The sequence below is a fragment of the Streptomyces bambusae genome (assembly GCF_019400985.1).
Taxonomy (GTDB): Bacteria; Actinomycetota; Actinomycetes; order Streptomycetales; family Streptomycetaceae; genus Streptomyces; species Streptomyces bambusae_A.
Genome location: NZ_WTFF01000023.1, coordinates 1 through 16,120, shown reverse-complemented (window position 1 = coordinate 16,120; position 16,120 = coordinate 1). Strand labels below are relative to the sequence as shown.

Annotated in this window: 16 protein-coding genes and 1 pseudogene; 11 read left to right on the top strand and 6 right to left on the bottom strand. The window is 73.3% G+C overall.

The window, feature by feature from the left end:
• Positions 1 to 24: 24 nt before the first annotated feature.
• Complete coding sequence (locus tag GPJ59_RS06135) at positions 25 to 252, bottom strand: hypothetical protein (RefSeq protein WP_258023947.1); 228 nt, start codon at positions 250 to 252, stop codon at positions 25 to 27.
• Positions 249 to 1,658, bottom strand: a complete 1,410-nt coding sequence (locus GPJ59_RS06130) for an FAD-dependent oxidoreductase (RefSeq protein ID WP_219665368.1) — start codon at positions 1,656 to 1,658, stop codon at positions 249 to 251. Before GPJ59_RS06130 ends, GPJ59_RS06135 begins: the two co-directional genes overlap by 4 nt.
• A gap of 102 nt (positions 1,659 to 1,760) precedes the next feature.
• Between GPJ59_RS06130 and GPJ59_RS06125 the strand changes: the two genes are divergently transcribed.
• The 5 genes from GPJ59_RS06125 (at position 1,761) to GPJ59_RS06105 (ending at position 6,984) form a co-directional block, all read left to right on the top strand.
• The gene (locus GPJ59_RS06125) at positions 1,761 to 2,399 is read left to right on the top strand and encodes a DUF6328 family protein (RefSeq protein WP_219665367.1); all 639 of its coding nucleotides are present in this window, start codon (positions 1,761 to 1,763) and stop codon (positions 2,397 to 2,399) included.
• Positions 2,400 to 2,484: 85 nt separating this feature from the next.
• Positions 2,485 to 3,585, top strand: coding sequence for a carboxylate-amine ligase (locus GPJ59_RS06120; protein ID WP_219665366.1), 1,101 nt, complete (start codon positions 2,485 to 2,487; stop codon positions 3,583 to 3,585).
• 25 nt (positions 3,586 to 3,610) lie between these two features.
• Positions 3,611 to 3,967, top strand: coding sequence for a DUF3040 domain-containing protein (locus GPJ59_RS06115; protein ID WP_219665365.1), 357 nt, complete (start codon positions 3,611 to 3,613; stop codon positions 3,965 to 3,967).
• Positions 3,968 to 4,175: 208 nt separating this feature from the next.
• A complete protein-coding gene (locus GPJ59_RS06110) occupies positions 4,176 to 4,532 on the top strand; it encodes a DUF805 domain-containing protein (protein WP_219665363.1) in 357 nt (118 codons plus the stop codon).
• Positions 4,533 to 4,758: 226 nt separating this feature from the next.
• Entirely contained in the window at positions 4,759 to 6,984 is a 2,226-nt protein-coding gene (locus GPJ59_RS06105; protein WP_219665362.1) for an NADP-dependent isocitrate dehydrogenase, read from the top strand.
• 151 nt (positions 6,985 to 7,135) lie between these two features.
• On the opposite strand, the gene GPJ59_RS06100 is transcribed toward GPJ59_RS06105, so the two are convergent.
• Entirely contained in the window at positions 7,136 to 7,495 is a 360-nt protein-coding gene (locus tag GPJ59_RS06100; RefSeq protein WP_219665361.1) for a hypothetical protein, read from the bottom strand.
• Positions 7,496 to 7,955: 460 nt separating this feature from the next.
• On the opposite strand from GPJ59_RS06100, the gene GPJ59_RS06095 reads away from it, so the two are divergent.
• Together GPJ59_RS06095 and GPJ59_RS06090 are read left to right on the top strand one after the other, a co-directional pair.
• Entirely contained in the window at positions 7,956 to 9,674 is a 1,719-nt protein-coding gene (locus GPJ59_RS06095) for a glycoside hydrolase family 71 protein (protein ID WP_219665360.1), read from the top strand.
• 628 nt (positions 9,675 to 10,302) lie between these two features.
• Positions 10,303 to 11,445: an aminotransferase class V-fold PLP-dependent enzyme gene (locus GPJ59_RS06090; RefSeq protein ID WP_308120164.1), complete on the top strand. Its 1,143-nt coding sequence runs from the start codon at positions 10,303 to 10,305 to the stop codon at positions 11,443 to 11,445.
• A 131-nt stretch (positions 11,446 to 11,576) separates the two neighbouring features.
• Here the strand turns inward: GPJ59_RS06090 and cobF are convergent, their stop codons facing one another.
• The gene (gene cobF, locus GPJ59_RS06085; RefSeq protein WP_219665359.1) at positions 11,577 to 12,329 is read right to left on the bottom strand and encodes a precorrin-6A synthase (deacetylating); all 753 of its coding nucleotides are present in this window, start codon (positions 12,327 to 12,329) and stop codon (positions 11,577 to 11,579) included.
• Between the two features lie 18 nt (positions 12,330 to 12,347).
• Between cobF and GPJ59_RS06080 the strand changes: the two genes are divergently transcribed.
• Genes GPJ59_RS06080 through GPJ59_RS06065 form a run of 4 tightly spaced genes read left to right on the top strand, consistent with a single transcriptional unit; the run spans position 12,348 to position 15,730 of the window.
• Entirely contained in the window at positions 12,348 to 13,103 is a 756-nt protein-coding gene (locus tag GPJ59_RS06080) for a (Fe-S)-binding protein (protein WP_219665358.1), read from the top strand.
• Complete coding sequence (locus tag GPJ59_RS06075) at positions 13,100 to 14,683, top strand: lactate utilization protein B (RefSeq protein ID WP_219665357.1); 1,584 nt, start codon at positions 13,100 to 13,102, stop codon at positions 14,681 to 14,683. Before GPJ59_RS06080 ends, GPJ59_RS06075 begins: the two co-directional genes overlap by 4 nt.
• On the top strand, positions 14,680 to 15,321 hold the full coding sequence (locus GPJ59_RS06070) for a LutC/YkgG family protein (RefSeq protein ID WP_219665355.1): 642 nt from the start codon (positions 14,680 to 14,682) through the stop codon (positions 15,319 to 15,321). Before GPJ59_RS06075 ends, GPJ59_RS06070 begins: the two co-directional genes overlap by 4 nt.
• A gap of 4 nt (positions 15,322 to 15,325) precedes the next feature.
• The gene (locus tag GPJ59_RS06065; RefSeq protein ID WP_219665354.1) at positions 15,326 to 15,730 is read left to right on the top strand and encodes a VOC family protein; all 405 of its coding nucleotides are present in this window, start codon (positions 15,326 to 15,328) and stop codon (positions 15,728 to 15,730) included.
• On the opposite strand, the gene GPJ59_RS06060 is transcribed toward GPJ59_RS06065, so the two are convergent.
• Both GPJ59_RS06060 and GPJ59_RS37165 read right to left on the bottom strand, forming a co-directional pair.
• The gene (locus GPJ59_RS06060) at positions 15,727 to 15,894 is read right to left on the bottom strand and encodes a hypothetical protein (RefSeq protein WP_219665353.1); all 168 of its coding nucleotides are present in this window, start codon (positions 15,892 to 15,894) and stop codon (positions 15,727 to 15,729) included. The two genes, GPJ59_RS06065 and GPJ59_RS06060, sit on opposite strands and share 4 nt — an antisense overlap.
• Positions 15,895 to 15,912: 18 nt before the next feature.
• Positions 15,913 to 16,120: pseudogene (locus GPJ59_RS37165) on the bottom strand (hypothetical protein); the annotation flags it as partial.

Here is a 16,120-nt window from a genome sequence, read left to right as displayed (position 1 = left end):
GAGCCCGAGGCGTCGGCCGGAGCCTCAGTCGGGCGGCTCCGGGACCCGCGGGGGCTCGCCCGGGTCGCGGTCCGGGGCGGGCTCGGGTTCGCCCGGGCTGCGGTCCGGGGCCGGCTCGGGCTCGCGGTCGGGGTCCGGCGGCTGCGGGTCGTGCGGGACCGGGTACGGCTCGCGCGGCTGGGGCGCGGGATCGGCCGGGGGCACGGAGCCGCTGGTCCTGGCGGCCGGCGTCGTCATGGTCACGGAGGTCATGGCAGCTCCCTCGTATCCTTCACATCCAGCGGATCGGTGGCCGGCCCCTGCAGGACCCGGCCGTCGGCGGCGAACCGGGAGCCGTGGCACGGACACTCCCAGGTCTCCTCGGCATCGTTGAAGCCCAGCTCGCAGCCCATGTGCGTACAGCGCGGCGCCGGGCCGAAGCCGGCCACGTAGTGGCGGGCGACGGCGGACTGGGCCCGCGCGATCGACGCCACCTCGCGCAGCGGCAGGTGGCGCCGGGGCTCGTACAGCTCGGTCCACGGCGGGCGCGGGCCGCCCGCGACGTGCGCGGCCAGCAGCCGCCCCGCGAGCACGCCGTTGCTCATGCCCCACCCGCCGAAGCCGGTCGCGACGAAGACGTGCTCGGTGTCGGGGTGCTCATGGCCGATGTACGGCAGGTGGTCGTTCGAGAAGACGTCCTGCGCCGACCACCGGTAGGGCGCGGGCCCGCTCGGGAAGCCCGGCAGGTGCCGGTGCGCCCAGTCCTCCAGCCGCGCCAGGCGCTCCGCGCTGCCGGCCGCGCCCGGCTCGAACGCCTCGCCGGTCACGATCACCAGCCGGCGCCCCTCCCCGTACGGCGCGCTCCGCACCGAGCGCGTGTTCTCCTCGGGGGTCAGGTACATGCCCTCGGGCGCGTCCGCCGCGTCCACCGGAGCGGCCACGACCAGCTCCCGGCGTACGGTCAGCCTGGCCATCAGCATCGAGTGGCACACCAGCGGATAGTGCGTGGCCAGCACCACGTCCTTGGCGTGCACGGTCACGCCGCCCGCCAGCTCCAGCCGGCAGTCGGCCCGTTCCCGCAGGCCCCGGACCCGCGTGTGCTCGTACACGGCGCCGCCGTGGGCGGCCACGTCCGCCGCGAGGCCGATCAGGAACCGGCGCGGATGGAACTGCAGCTGGTCCTCCACCCGCACCGCCCCCGCCACCGGGAACGGCAGCCCGGTCTCCGTCACGTACCGGGCGTCCAGCCCGGCCGCGGCGGCCGCCTCCGCCTCCTCGAGCAGCTCCCCGGTGCGGCCTTCGTCCGTCAGATAGGTGAACGCGGGCAGCCGCTCCGCCTCCGCGTCGATGCCCGCCTCCCGGCACATGACCAGGACATGCCGCAGCGCGTCCTCCTGGGACTCCGCGTACAGGGCGGCGGCGTCGGCGCCGTGCCTGCGGGCCAGGCGGGCGTAGCACAGCCCGTGCAGGGAGGTCAGCTTGCCGGTGGTGTGGCCGGTGACCCCGCCGCCGACCTTGTCGGCCTCCAGGACCACCACCTCGCGGCCGGCCCGCAGGAGCTCCCGGGCCGTGCACAGCCCCGCGATGCCGGCGCCGACGACGACCACGTCGGCGGTGAGACCGTCCTCCAGGGCGGGTCGGGCCGGGGCGCGGGCGCTGTCGATCCAGTACGAGCGCATGGCGACGCCTCCTCAGGTCCGCCGGGACGGGGCTCCGCCCGGCGGCTACCCCGTCGGCGGGCGAAGATGCGTAGCGGAGGGCGGGGCGGGCACACGCCTTGCATGTCCGAGCGAGAGACGAGCAAGCCCGGGACGTACGAGCGGGAGACGAGCAAGCCCGGGACGTACGAGCGGGAGACGAGCAAGCCCGGGACGTACGAGCGGGAGACGAGTCACCCCGGGACGGGCGACCCCGGGACGGGCGACCGCGGAACGGGCGACTCCGGGACGGGCGACCCCGAGCGCCACGAGTCGGCGGCCGAGCGGGCGGACCGCCACTGGGCCGAGCTGCTCCAGGAGCTGCGCGTGACCCAGACGGGCGTGCAGATCCTCTTCGCCTTCCTGCTGACCGTGGTCTTCCAGCCCCGCTTCACCGAGCTCGGTGCCACCGACCGGACCATCTACGTCGTCACCGTCGTCCTCGGCGCGGCCACCACGGGCGTGCTGGTCGGACCGGTCTCCTTCCACCGGCTGGTCTTCGGGCGCAGGCTGAAGCCCGAGGCGGTAATCTGGGCCTCGCGACTGACCATCGTCGGCCTGGTGCTCCTGTTCTGCACCATGGCCTCGACCATGCTGCTGATCCTCCGCATGGTCCTGCCGGACAGCACGGCGCTGTGGCTGGTGGTGATGATGGCGATCTGGTTCGCCCTGTGCTGGATCGCGATCCCGCTCTGGGCGCTACGGCACACCCTGATCAAATGAATGAAGGCCCCGCATCTCGGCCCGCCTCCGGTGCTTCGGACCTCCTCAGGGGGGTACACGCGGCGCACGGGGGTGAGGAGGCACGATGAGAGTCTTGACCATGGGCGTGGAGGAAGAGTTCCTGCTGGTCGACGGCGCGAGCAGATCCCCCTCCCCCCGGGCGCCCGAGGTCATCGCCGCCGCGGCCGAGCAGCTCGGCGAGCAGGTGCAGACGGAGTTCTACACCTCCCAGGTGGAGGTCTGCACCCGCCCCGCGGCCGACCTCGGCGCGCTGCGCGGCGAGCTGGCCCTCCTGCGGTCCGTCGTCGGGGACGCTGCGGAGCAGGCCGGCTGCCGGATCGTCGCCACCGGCACCCCCGTGGTGCCGCCGGCCAAGCCGCTCACCGTCACCGACTGCGAGCGCTACCGCCGGATGGCGACCCGGTTCGCCGCGATCGTCGGCACCTACGACGGCCTGGTGTGCGGCACGCACGTGCACATCGGAACCCTGGAGCGGCACGAGGCCCTCGCCCTCGCGGGCCACATGCGCCCCTGGCTGCCCGTGCTCCAGTCGCTCACCGGCAACTCGCCCTACTGGCTGGGAAGCGACACTGGGTTCGACAGCTGGCGGTCCGTGGAGTTCTCCCGCTGGCCGACGGTCGGACCGACACCGCTCTTGCGCGAACACGAGTACGAACCCTTCGTCAGCGCGCTCGTCAGCGAACGGATCCTGCTCGACCGTCGGATGATCTACTGGTACGCCCGCCCCTCCGAGCACGTGCCCACACTGGAGGTCCGCGTCGCCGACGCCAACGCCGACCTGGACACGGTGGTGTTGCTGGCCGCCCTGGTGCGCGGGCTCACCGCCACCCTGCTCGACGACGTCGAACGGGAGCTGCCGCCACCGGAGGTGACGGAGCGCCTGCTGCGCTCGGCGCACCGGTACGCCGCCGCCCACGGGATGGACGGCACCGGCCTGGACCCCGTCACCGGCCGGGAGCTGCCGGCGGGGCAGCTGGTGGACCGGCTGGTCGAGCGGACCGCGCCCGGGCTGGAGGCCGCGGGCGACCTGGACCTCGTGAACGACCTGCTGAAGCGGCTGCGGGCACAGGGCAGCGGAGCCGCCCGGCAGCGCTCGGCGTACCGGCGGCGAGGGTCGCTGCGCGACGTGGTGGACACCCTCGTCGCGGCCACCGCCGCCGTGTGAGGGAGCGGGTGAGGAGTGGGTGACCATGGACGGCCGCGGACTGTCGGAGCACGAGCAGAAGATCCTGGGAGAGATCGAGCGGACGCTGGCGTCGGACGCACTCCTCGCGCGCCGGCTGACCACCATGCGGCGGGGGGTGCGGCCCTGGACGGGACCGGTCGCCACGGTCCGCGAGCACGTGCTCGCCGTCGCCGCCTGGCTGGCGGGTCTGGCGGCGCTCGTGCTGTTCGTGCCGGCCGTGTCCCGCTCGTCGCCGACGCTGATCTGGGCCTTCGCCGGCGCCTGGGTGCTCACCCTGGTGTGCGTCCTGAGGCTGGTGTGCCGGTGGTGCCGGCGCTGCGCGGAGCGGCGTCCGACCGGGGGCGCGCGGGCGGCGGAGTGATCCGCTACGGGCGGAGGACTGGTCCTCCACGGGGGAGGACTGATCCTCCACGGGCGGTGCAGTGATGCTCGTTTCTGCTGAAAGACCGTGGAAAATCGCCCTTCCGGATGCGCTGGAACAGCCTTGACCGCGAGTTGGGTCGGGCATAAGTTCTGCCCCGGCTTGCTCCGCATGGACGGGCCGGCGAACCGTCCATTTGGGGGGACTTGTGCACGACTACCTCTACGTCCTGAGGAACTACGCCGTCTTCAGCGGCCGCGCGCGCCGCCAGGAGTACTGGCTGTTCACCCTGTTCAACATCATCATCACCGCCGTGCTGGGGACCCTGGACGCCGTCCTGGGCACCAGCGGCCTGCTCACCGGCCTGTACGTCCTGGCCATCCTCGTTCCCGCGCTGGCCGTCTCCGTCCGCCGCCTGCACGACACGGACCGCTCCGCCTGGTGGCTGCTGATCGGCCTGATCCCGCTCGTCGGCGCCATCGTCCTGATCGTCTTCGCCGCGACCGAGGGCTCGGCCAACCCCAACCGGTGGGGCCACAACCCGAAGTACGCCCCGGCCGCCTGAGCCGAGCAGCCCGCCAGAGCCGGGAACCGGACCGCGAGCGCCGCCGCCGACACCCGTCGGCGGCGGCGCTCCGTCGTCGGCGGGCCGTGCGAGGCCCGGCGAGTGAGAGATGTCTCTCGTAGAACCCGCCGAAGCCGCGGCCGGGGGACTGTCGGAGCAGTGGCGAACACGAGATATCTTGATGTCGAGCAATGTTGCAGACGTGGAGAGTGGAGCGGAGCACCCGGTGACTGACTCGACCATCATCTATACGCACACTGACGAGGCCCCGGCCCTGGCGACCTACTCGTTCCTGCCCGTGGTCCAGGCGTACGCCTCGACGGCCGGCGTCCGAGTGGAGACCCGGGACATCTCGCTGGCCGGCCGCATCATCGCCAGCTTCCCGGAGTACCTGGAGGCCGGGCAGCGTATCGATGACGCCCTCGCCGAGCTCGGCGAGCTGGCCAAGACGCCCAGCGCCAACATCATCAAGCTGCCGAACGTCTCGGCGTCCATCCCGCAGCTCAAGGCCGCCGTCGCCGAGCTCCAGGGCCAGGACTACGCGCTGCCGGACTACCCGGACGACCCGAAGACCGACGAGGAGCGCGAGATCCGCGCCCGCTACGACAAGATCAAGGGCTCGGCCGTCAACCCGGTCCTCCGCGAGGGCAACTCCGACCGCCGCGCCCCCGCCTCGGTGAAGAACTACGCCAAGAACCACCCGCACCGCATGGGCGCCTGGTCCCCCGAGTCCAAGACCAACGTGGCGACCATGGGTGAGGACGACTTCGCCACCACCGAGAAGTCCGCCGTCATCGCCGAGGACACCACCCTCCGCTTCGAGCACGTCGCCACCGACGGCACCGTCACCGAGCTGCGCTCGCCGCTGAAGGTCATCGCCGGCGAGGTCGTCGACGCCGCCGTGCTGCGCGTCGGCGCCCTGAACACCTTCCTCGCCGCGCAGGTCGCCCGCGCCAAGGCCGAGGGCGTGCTGTTCTCCGTGCACCTCAAGGCCACCATGATGAAGGTCTCCGACCCGATCATCTTCGGCCACGTCGTACGCGCCTTCTTCCCGCAGACCTTCGCCAAGTACGGCGAGGTGCTCGCCGGCGCCGGCCTGTCCCCGAACGACGGCCTCGGCACCATCCTCAAGGGCCTGGAGACCATCCCGCACGGCCTCGGCGACGAGATCAAGGCGTCCTTCGACGCCGAGATCGCCGAGGGCCCGGCCCTCGCCATGGTCGACTCCGACAAGGGCATCACCAACCTGCACGTGCCGTCCGACGTCATCGTCGACGCCTCGATGCCGGCCATGATCCGCACCTCCGGCCACATGTGGGGCCCGGACGGCCAGGAGGCCGACACCCTCGCCGTCCTCCCGGACAGCTCCTACTCCGGCGTCTACCAGGCCGTCATCGAGGACTGCCGCGCCCACGGCGCCTTCGACCCGGCCACCATGGGCTCCGTCCCGAACGTCGGCCTCATGGCGCAGAAGGCCGAGGAGTACGGCTCCCACGACAAGACCTTCGAGATCGCCGCGGCCGGCACCGTCCGCCTCGTCGACGCCGCCGGCAACACGGTCCTGGAGCAGGAGGTCGCCGCCGGCGACATCTTCCGCGGCTGCCAGACCAAGGACCTGCCGATCCAGGACTGGGTCAAGCTCGCCGTCACCCGCGCCCGCGCCACCGGCGTCCCGGCCGTCTTCTGGCTGGACGAGAACCGCGGCCACGACGCCCAGATCATCGCCAAGGTCAAGCAGTACCTGCCGCAGCACGACACCGAGGGCCTGGAGATCAAGATCCTGTCCCCGGTCGAGGCCACCAAGTTCTCCCTGGAGCGCATCCGCCGCGGCGAGGACACCATCTCGGTCACCGGCAACGTGCTGCGCGACTACCTGACCGACCTCTTCCCGATCCTGGAGCTGGGCACCAGCGCCAAGATGCTGTCGGTCGTCCCGCTGATGGCGGGCGGCGGCCTCTTCGAGACGGGCGCGGGCGGCTCCGCCCCCAAGCACGTCCAGCAGCTGGTCAAGGAGAACTACCTGCGCTGGGACAGCCTGGGTGAGTTCTTCGCCCTCGCCGCCAGCTTCGAGCACCTCGCCACCACCACGGGCAACGCCCGCGCCCAGGTACTGGCCGACACCCTCGACCGCGCCACCGGCACCTTCCTCAACGAGGACAAGTCGCCGACCCGTCGCGTCGGCGGCATCGACAACCGCGGCAGCCACTTCTACCTCGCCATGTACTGGGCGCAGGAGCTGGCCAAGCAGACCGACGACGCCGAGCTGGCCACGGCCTTCGCGCCGCTCGCGAAGACCCTGACCGAGCAGGAGCGGACGATCGTCGACGAGCTGATCGCCGTCCAGGGCAAGCCGGCCGACATCGGCGGCTACTACCAGCCCGACCCGGCCAAGGCCGCGGCCGTCATGCGCCCGTCCGCGACCTTCAACCAGGCTCTGGCGAACCTCGCCTGATCCGACGGTACGCGCCCCCGCCCCGGCCGGCTTCCGCCCGGCCGGGGCGGTCGTGTGTCCGGGCGGGGCGGCCGGGTGTCCGGACGGTCGCCGCATCCGCGCATCCGCGCATCCGCGCATCCGCGCATTCGTCAGGCCGTCAGGCCGGTCGTCAGAGCCGGTGCACGCGCTCCTGCTCCAGCGCCAGCGCGGTGCGCCCGGCGGCGAGGATCCGCACCCCGGGGGCCACGGCCAGCAGCTTGCGCAGCCAGCCGAGCGCGGCCGGATCGAGCTGTTCGCAGCCGTCGAGGACGAGCAGCATGTCCCGTTCCGCCAGCCAGGACGCGGCACGGTCCGTACCGGACGGCGGGAAGGCCCTGCCGGGTACGCCGTCCAGCCCGTCGACCAGTTCGCGCACGCCCGAGGGGCGGTCGAGGCAGACCAGGACCACCCCGTCGTAGAAGTTGGACTGGATCCGCCGCGCGATCTCGCGGACGAGCAGGCTCCGCGGCTCCCGGACGAGCCCGGTCACCGTCAGGACCCGGCCCCGCCGCACGGCCGTCAACAGCCGCGACAACTCGGCGGACGTCGCCGGCAGTAAGGGGGCCCGCGTGTCCGCGGCCCCTTGTTCCCTCATCGGCACGATGCCCCCCATGCATACGTGACCTGACCTGACCTGACCTGACCTGACCTGAGCTGACCTGGCATGACGCCTGTTTGCGGCCGGAGGGTGGTTTCGAGCCGCACGAGCGATTATGCGCCAGATGCGGTGGAAGGCCAGCGGTGGCGCGGATTCGGCAGGCTCCGACCAGGACATCCGCAGCAGTCGGCGTAGGTGCCGTGGTGCGTGTGACGTACGTGCCGCGGTCCGGGTCCCAGTCCGGGGCACCTCCAAGTGGTAGCCGGTGGAGAACGGTTGTCCGCTCCCCGGGAATCCGCTCTACTGCTGTGCAGTCCGGAAACTCGGGCATATTCCCCTGGAGGCGACGACGATGAGCGAACAGCGGCGCAGAAGGCCCGGTTCGCACCGGCGCCGTACCGGATTACGCGGACGCGGACGCGGACGAGGGCGCAGGTCGCTGCTGGCCCTCGCCCTGTCCGCCTTCCTCCTGGTCGGCGTGTGCGCCGCCACCGGGATCGCCTGGGACCCCTTCGCCGCCGGGGACCGGCCGGGCACCGCAGCCGCGCCCGCGGTCGGCGGCCCCTGGCCCACCGGCCTCGCCAGCCCCACCGGCAGCGCCACGCCCGGCGGTTCGGGACAGGACCCCGGCATCGGACACGGCGCGAGCCCCGGGCCGGACGGCGCGGGCGACGGCGGAACGGGCAGCGGCGGCGGAGCCGGAGCAGAGCAACACCGCGCCGGTGCACTCCCGTTCGACCTGCCCGACCCTGCCACCCTGCGCTCCTCCGGCCGGAAGCTGGTGTTCGCCCACTACTTCACCCCGTACCCGCTCTCCCTGGACAACGCGGCCGCCGCCGACGACTACTACGCCCGCAACTACCTGGAGCCGAACGGGGAGAACGGCAAGCACAAGGCGTACGGCGGCCTGCTGCGCGACCGCCCGCTGCCCGTCGCCCCGAAGGGCGGCGACTGGGAGCTCGCCAACCTCCGGCAGGAGGTGGCCACCGCCCGCGCCGCCGGCCTCGACGGCTTCACGCTCGACCTGCTGTCGCTGTCCGGGAAGAACTGGGAGCGGTCCAACCAGCTGATGGAGGCGGCCCGTTCGGTCGACCCGCAGTTCAAGGTCATGCTGATGCCGGACATGACCTCGCTGGACACCGACGACCCCGGCGTCCTCGCCGACGCGCTCGCTGCCCTCGGCAAGCAGCCGGCCGCGCACCGGCTCGCCGACGGCCGGCTCGTCGTCTCCCCGTTCAAGGCGGAGCAGAAGAACGCCGCCTGGTGGGCGAAGGTCCTCGACACCCTCCGCACCCGGCACGGCATCGGCACCGCCTTCGTCCCGCTCTTCCTCGACTTCGGCGCCCACAACGGCGAGTTCGCCCCGATCAGCTACGGCTTCTCCGAATGGGGCAGCCGCAGCTACGTCGGCCAGGAGGGCTCCGCCCGGGACGTCCAGCGGGCCCACGCCATGGGCAAGATCTGGATGCAGCCGGTCTCCGTCCAGGACGCCCGGCCCAACCAGGGCGTCTACGACGAGGCGGGCAACACCGCGACCCTGCGCGCCACATGGCACCGGGCCATCGAGGACGGCGCCGACTGGGTACAGCTGACCACCTGGAACGACTACTCCGAGGGCAGCCAGTTCGCACCGTCCCTGCACAACGGCCACGCCTACCTCGACCTCAGCTCGTACTACCTGACCCGGTTCAAGACCGGCGACTGGCCGCGGATCGTCCGGGACACCCTCTACGTCACCTCGCGCACCCAGTTCGCCGCCACCGCGCCGAGCGGCGACCAGCACCTGCTGATGTCCCTGCGCAAGGGCAGCGCCGCCGCCCGCGACACGGTGGAGGTACTCAGCTTCCTCGCCTCGCCCGCCGCCGTCCGTACGACCGTCGGCTCCGCCACCTCCTCGTACGAGGCCCCGGCCGGCGTCCACGCGCGGCTGCTGCCGCTGCGCACCGGCACCAGCTCGGCCACGGTCGTGCGGGACGGCCGGAGCGGGGCGAGTGCGGAGCTGCCGTACCGGGTGCAGCAGAGGGCACAGGTACAGGACCTCCAGTACTACGCGGTGACCAGCGGACGGTGACTTCGCAGGCGTGGGCCGCTGGACGGTGGTCAACGGGTGTGGGGCCTACGGGTGGTGGTCAACGGGCGTGGGCCTACGGGTGGTGGCCATCAGGTGTGGGCCGACGGGCGGTGGCCAACGGGTGTGGGCCGACGGATGATGGCCAACGGGCGTGGGCCGGCAGGTGGTGGCCAACGGGTGTGGGCCGACGGATGATGGCCAACGGGCGTGGGCCGGCAGGTGGTGGCCAACGGGCGTGGGCCGGCAGGTGGTGGCCAACGGGTGTGGGCCGACGGATGATGGCCAACCGGCGTGGGCCTACGGGCAGTGGCCAAACAGGAGCGGGCCTACGGGCGGTGGCCAACGGGTGTGGGCCGGCAGGTGGTGGCCAACGGGTGTGGGCCGACGGATAGTGGCCAACGAGCGTGGGCCTACCGGCGTGGGCCAACGAGCGTGGGCCGACGAGCGTGGGCCGACGGACGATGGCCAACGAATGTATGCCAACAGGCGTGGACCGCCCGGCGGCCGCTGGATGGCCTCCGGTCGGCCGGGCCGGATATCGGGGTTCCGGGCGGGGCCGGTCGCGGGAGATGATCCGGCCGAAAGGCCCCGAAGGCCGATTTCCCGCCCCGCCGCACCCGGAGGTTCCGTGACCACGCCCGTAGCGCCCGCCGAGTTCCCCGGAGGGCGGGCCCTGTTCCGCCTGGACCCGCGCATCGCCCACCTCAACCACGGCTCGTTCGGCGCCGTACCGATCCCGGTCCAGGAGGCCCAGGCCGCCCTTCTCGCCGAGGCCCACGCCGACCCCGACACCTTCTTCATCGGGGCCCCGGAGCGGATCGAGGCCGCCCGGACCCGCGTGGCCGCGCACCTCGGCGCCGACCCGGCCGGCATCGGCTTCGTCTCCAACGCCACGGAAGCCGCCAACCTCGCCCTCGACGCCCTCGGCCTGGCCGAGGACGACGAGATCCTGGTCACCGACCACGGATACGGCACGGTCGTCGCGGCCGCCGCCCGCCGCGCCCGGCTCACCACCGTGGCCGTCGGCCTGGACCTGCCCGACGAGGACGCCGTACGCGAGGCGGTCCTCGCCGGTGTCACGCCCCGGACCAAGGCGGCCGTGCTCGACCACATCAGCTCCCCGACCGCCCGCGTCATCGCCTCGCCCCGGCTGCTCGCCGACCTCGCCGAGCGGGGGATCACCACCGTGGTCGACGGCGCCCACGCGCCCGGCATGCTGGCCGACCCGCTGGCCGGGCGGGCGGACTTCTGGTTCGGGAACCTCCACAAATGGGGCTACGCCCCCTCCGGCACGGCCGTCCTCGCCGTCGCCGAGCCCTACCGGGCGCGCATCCGCCCCCTGGTCCCCTCCTGGGAGGACCACCACGGCTTCCCGCGGTCGGTGGAGAACCGCGCCACCGCCGACTACACCGGCTGGCTGGCCGCGCCCGAGGGCCTGGACCTCCTCGACCGCCTCGACGCGGCCAAGGTGCGGGCCCACAACAGCGCGTTCGCGGCGTACGGCGCCGCCCTGCTGGCCGACGTACCCGGCCTGGCCCCGCTGCCGTACACGCCCGGGCTCGCCATGCGGTCCCTGCGGCTGCCGCCCGGCACCGCCCCGGACCCGCAGGCCGCGCGCGCCCTGCGCGAGGAGATCGCGGCGCGGCACCGGATCCGGGTCCTGGTGTGGCCGTCGGCGGGCGGGGGCGGCATCCGGGTCTGCGGGCAGGTCTACAACCGCGCCGAGGAGTACGAGCGGCTGGCCGAGGTCCTTCCGGCGTACCTGGGCTGATCCGGGCGGCCGCCCGGGACGGGCCGGGAGGGGCGACCGGGACAGGCCGGGAGGGGCGACCGGTACGGGCCGGGAGGGGCGAGGTCGGGGGGCGTCCGGGACAGGCCGGGAGGGCCGACGGTCCCCTCCGGTCAGGCCCGCCGGAGCAGGTACGTGTCCATGATCCAGCCCTTGCGGGCCCGGGCCTCGGTGCGCAGCTCCTCGATGCGCCCGGAGACCTCGGCCAGCTTGCCCTGGACCAGGATCTCGTCGGGCGTGCCGACGTACGCGCCCCAGTAGATGTAGAGGTCCTGGTCCAGGTACCGGGTGAAGGCGTGCCGGGCGTCCAGCATCACCACCACGTCGTCCACGTCCTGCGGCCAGCCCTCGGCCAGCCGGCGGCCGGTGGTGATCTGGACCGGGCGGCCCACCCGGTTCAGGTTGGTGCGGTGCCGGGCCAGCAGCGCCGAGATGCTGCTGATGCCCGGCACCACCTCATGCTCGAAGGCCACCCGGCCGCGGTCGTGCACCTCGTCGAGGATCGCGAGCGTGGAGTCGTACAGCGAGGGGTCGCCCCACACCAGGAACGCCCCTGTCTCGCCGTCCGCCAGGTCCTCGGCGATGAACCGCTCGAAGATCTCGGACCGGGCACTGCGCCAGCCGTCGACGGTCGGTGTGTAGTCGGCGGGGGTCCGGTCGCGGTCCGGGTCGCGGCCCTCCACCAGCCGGTGGCCGGGGCGGGCGTGCGCGTCCAGCATGGCGCGCCGCAGCCCGGTCAGGTCCGCCTTCTCCTCGCCCTTCTCCAGGATGAGGAACGCGTCCGCCGCGCCGATCGCCTTGACCGCCTGGAGGGTCAGATGGTCCGGGTCGCCTGCGCCTATGCCGATCACTGAGAACTTCTTCACGCCGCTATTCTGCCCGTCATGCGTGTGGCCCTGTTCGTCACCTGCGTCAACGACGCCCTGTACCCCGCGACCGGCGTCGCCGTGGTGCGGCTGCTGGAGCGCCTCGGGGTCGCCGTGGACTTCCCGGCCGGGCAGACCTGCTGCGGCCAGCCCCAGTACAACACCGGCTACCGGCACGAGGCCGAACCGCTGCTGCGGCGCACGGCCGCGGCCTTCGAGGGCCACCCGTACGTGGTCACCCCGTCCGGGTCCTGCGCGGCCATGGTCCGGGAGCACTACCCGCGCATGGGGCGCCGGGCCGCCGCGGAGGGGCGGGGGAGCGCGTTGGCCGAGCTGGCGGACGGGCTCGCGCCGCGCGTGTACGAGCTCACCGAGTTCCTGGTGGACGTCCTCGGCGTGACCGATGTGGGGGCGTACTTCCCGCACGTCGTCACCTACCACCCGTCCTGTCACGGCCTGCGCTCCCTGGGCCTGGGCGACCGTCCGCGCCGGCTGCTCGCCGCCGTGAAGGGGCTGGAGCTCGTCGAGCTGCCGGGGGCGGAGGAATGCTGCGGGTTCGGCGGGACCTTCGCCGTGAAGAACCCCGACGTGTCGGCCGCGATGGGCGCCGACAAGCTGCGCAGCGCCCGCGCCTCGGGCGCCGAGGTGCTGTGCGGCGCCGACAACTCTTGTCTCGCCCACCTCGGCGGCATGCTGCGCCGCCGGGACGACCCGCTGCGCACCCTGCACATCGCCGAGATCCTGGCCGCCACGGAGGAGGACGCACCGCGATGACCGGCAGAGAGACGGGCCCCGGCACATACCTGGGCATGCCGGCCTTTCCGGATCCCGATCCGGCGCGGTTCCCGGCGTTCCCCGAGGCGGCCCGGGAGGCCGTACGGGACGCCGCCCTGCGCGCCAACCTCCGGTACGCCACCCACACCATCCGCGACAAGCGTGCCCGGGCCGTCGCCGAGCTGGCGGACTGGGACCGGCTGCGTGCGGCGGGCAAGGCGGTCAAGGACCGGACGCTGCGTCACCTGGACCGGTACCTGCTCCAGTTGGAGGAATCCGTCACGGCGGCGGGCGGCACCGTCCACTGGGCGGCCGACGCCGCCGAGGCCAACCGCATCGTCACCGAGCTGGTGCTGGCCACGGGCGAGCGTGAGGTGGTCAAGGTCAAGTCGATGGCCACCCAGGAGATCGGCCTCAACGAAGCCCTGGAGGCCGCCGGCGTCACCGCGTACGAGACCGACCTCGCCGAGCTCATCGTCCAGCTCGGCCACGACCGGCCCTCGCACATCCTGGTCCCCGCCATCCACCGCAACCGCGGCGAGATCCGCGACATCTTCCGTGCCGAGATGGGGCGTTGGGGCCGGCCCGCGCCCGAGGGGCTCGGCGACAGTCCCGCCGAGCTGGCCGAGGCGGCCCGGCTGCACCTGCGCGAGAAGTTCCTGCGCGCCAAGGTCGGCATCTCCGGCGCCAACTTCATGGTCGCCGAGACCGGCACCATGGTCGTCCTCGAATCGGAGGGTAACGGCCGGATGTGCCTCACCCTCCCCGAGACCCTGATCTCGGTCGTCGGCATCGAGAAGGTCGTGCCCACCTTCCGCGACCTGGAGATCTTCCTCCAGACGCTGCCCCGCTCCTCGACCGCCGAGCGGATGAACCCGTACACCACCCTGTGGACCGGGCTGGGGCCGTCGAAAGGGGCGGACGGTGACGGCCCGTCCGCCTTCCACCTGGTCCTGCTCGACAACGGCCGCACCGACATCCTCGCCGACGAGGTGGGCCGCCAGGCGCTGCGCTGCATCCGCTGCTCCGCCTGCCTGAACGTCTGCCCCGTCTACGAACGCGCCGGCGGGCACGCGTACGGCTCGGTCTACCCCGGTCCGATCGGCGCCGTCCTCAGCCCCCAGCTGCGCGGCACCGGCAGCCCGATCGACGCCTCCCTCCCGTACGCCTCCACGCTGTGCGGAGCCTGCTACGACGTCTGCCCGGTGGCCATCGACATCCCCGAAGTCCTCGTCCACCTGCGCGAACGGGTCGTCCAGGGCGGCCCGGTGACCCGCCGGGGCGTCCGGGTACGGATCCGCCCCGCCCGCGGCCACGCCGCCGAACGCGCCGCGATGCGCGCGGCCCGCCTGCTGCTGGACCGGCCGGACGCGCTGCGCGCGGGCGAGCGCCTGCTGGCCAGGGCCCGCCGCCTGGGCATCCGCCCCCACCGCCTCCCCGGCCCCGGCCGGGCCTGGACCGACGCCCGCGAGCTGCCGGAACCACCGCCGGAGCCGTTTCGCGACTGGTGGGCACGGGAACGGGGGACGGCAACAAGGACAGGAAGCAAGGACAGGAAGGGGGACGACGGGCCGAAATGAGCAGCAAGGACCGCATCCTCGCCCGGATCCGCCGGGCGGTGCCCGAGCCGGGGCCGGACCTGGAGATCCCGCGCGACTACCTGCACGCGCACGCCCGGCGCACCCCGGCCGAACGGGTGGACCTGCTGGCCGCGCACCTGGCCGAGTACCGGGCCCGCGTCCACCGCACCGGTCCCGGCGGGCTCCCGCCGCTGCTGGCGCGGCTGCTCGGCGAGCGACGCGGAGCGCGGCGGGTCCTCGTACCGCCCGGCCTGCCGCCGTGGTGGCTCGCGGCGGCGGACGACTCGCTTGTCCGCGTCCCCGACCGGGCCTCCGACACGTCGGCGGACCTGGACCGGGCGGACAGCGTGGTCACCGGCTGCGCCCTCGCCGTCGCCGAGACGGGCAGCATCGTCCTGGACGGTTCGCCGGACCAGGGCCGCCGCCGCATCACCCTCGTCCCGGACCACCACGTGTGCGTCGTACGGGTGCCCGACCAGGTCGTGGACTCCGTACCGCAGGCGCTGCCGCTCCTCGTCCCCACCCGCCCGCTGACGTGGATCTCCGGGCCGTCGGCGACCAGCGACATCGAACTCGACCGGGTGGAGGGCGTACACGGCCCCCGCGCCCTGGACGTCGTGCTGCTGGGGCCACAATGAGGGCATGTCATCCCACATCGCCCTCACGGCCCTGGTCGTCGCCGACTACGACGAGGCCGTCGACTTCTACACCCGCGCCCTCGGCTTCGACCTGGTCGAGGACACCCCGCGTCCCGACAACTCACGGTGGGTCGTGGTCCGCCCGCCGGGCGCGCGGGAGTCGGCGCTGCTGCTGGCCCGTGCCAAGGACGACGCCCAGCGGGCCCGCGTCGGGGACCAGACCGGCGGCCGGGTCGGCTTCTTCCTGTACACCGACGACTTCGCCCGCGACCACACCCGGATGACGGCGGAGGGCGTCCACTTCCTGGAGGAGCCGCGCCACGAACCGTACGGCTCGGTCGCCGTCTTCGAAGACCTCTACGGCAACCGCTGGGACCTCCTCCAGCCGGCCGGCCCCGCCGGAGCCTAAGGCCGTCGTTCCTCCGACAGCCGGGGTGCCTCGCGGGCCGCGTCGATCGGCTCGCCCTGCTCGACCCGCCGGGCCAGCGCCTCGGCCCAGCGGGCGAGGCCGGCCACGTCGATCCCGTGCCCGCCGCCGGTCCCCGCGACGCAGCGCGCGCCCCGCCGCAGCAACCGGGCGCCTGAGGGGAACTAAAGGCCGGATAAGGCCTCCTCGCCCGGGCGTGCGGCTCCCGGGACGGTCCCCGCGGCACCCGGGGTCGCCGGGCCGTGGGGGTGCGGGCCGGCCGCGAGGTCGTCCACCTCCTCGACACCGAGGACGGTGCCGGTGCCCTTCTTCGACCGCCGCAGCTTCCGCTCCAGCCAGGAGGCGAAGGAGGTCAGGAGGAAGTTGAAGGCG

What these genes read in the sequence shown, in the direction of transcription:
- GPJ59_RS06135 (WP_258023947.1), bottom strand. Translation starts at nt 252, where the DNA reads ATGACCTCCGTGACCATGACGACGCCGGCCGCCAGGACCAGCGGCTCC.
- GPJ59_RS06130 (WP_219665368.1), bottom strand. Translation starts at nt 1,658, where the DNA reads ATGCGCTCGTACTGGATCGACAGCGCCCGCGCCCCGGCCCGACCCGCC.
- GPJ59_RS06125 (WP_219665367.1), top strand. Translation starts at nt 1,761, where the DNA reads ATGTCCGAGCGAGAGACGAGCAAGCCCGGGACGTACGAGCGGGAGACG.
- GPJ59_RS06120 (WP_219665366.1), top strand. Translation starts at nt 2,485, where the DNA reads ATGAGAGTCTTGACCATGGGCGTGGAGGAAGAGTTCCTGCTGGTCGAC.
- GPJ59_RS06115 (WP_219665365.1), top strand. Translation starts at nt 3,611, where the DNA reads ATGGACGGCCGCGGACTGTCGGAGCACGAGCAGAAGATCCTGGGAGAG.
- GPJ59_RS06095 (WP_219665360.1), top strand. Translation starts at nt 7,956, where the DNA reads ATGAGCGAACAGCGGCGCAGAAGGCCCGGTTCGCACCGGCGCCGTACC.
- GPJ59_RS06080 (WP_219665358.1), top strand. Translation starts at nt 12,348, where the DNA reads ATGCGTGTGGCCCTGTTCGTCACCTGCGTCAACGACGCCCTGTACCCC.
- GPJ59_RS06075 (WP_219665357.1), top strand. Translation starts at nt 13,100, where the DNA reads ATGACCGGCAGAGAGACGGGCCCCGGCACATACCTGGGCATGCCGGCC.
- GPJ59_RS06070 (WP_219665355.1), top strand. Translation starts at nt 14,680, where the DNA reads ATGAGCAGCAAGGACCGCATCCTCGCCCGGATCCGCCGGGCGGTGCCC.
- GPJ59_RS06065 (WP_219665354.1), top strand. Translation starts at nt 15,326, where the DNA reads ATGTCATCCCACATCGCCCTCACGGCCCTGGTCGTCGCCGACTACGAC.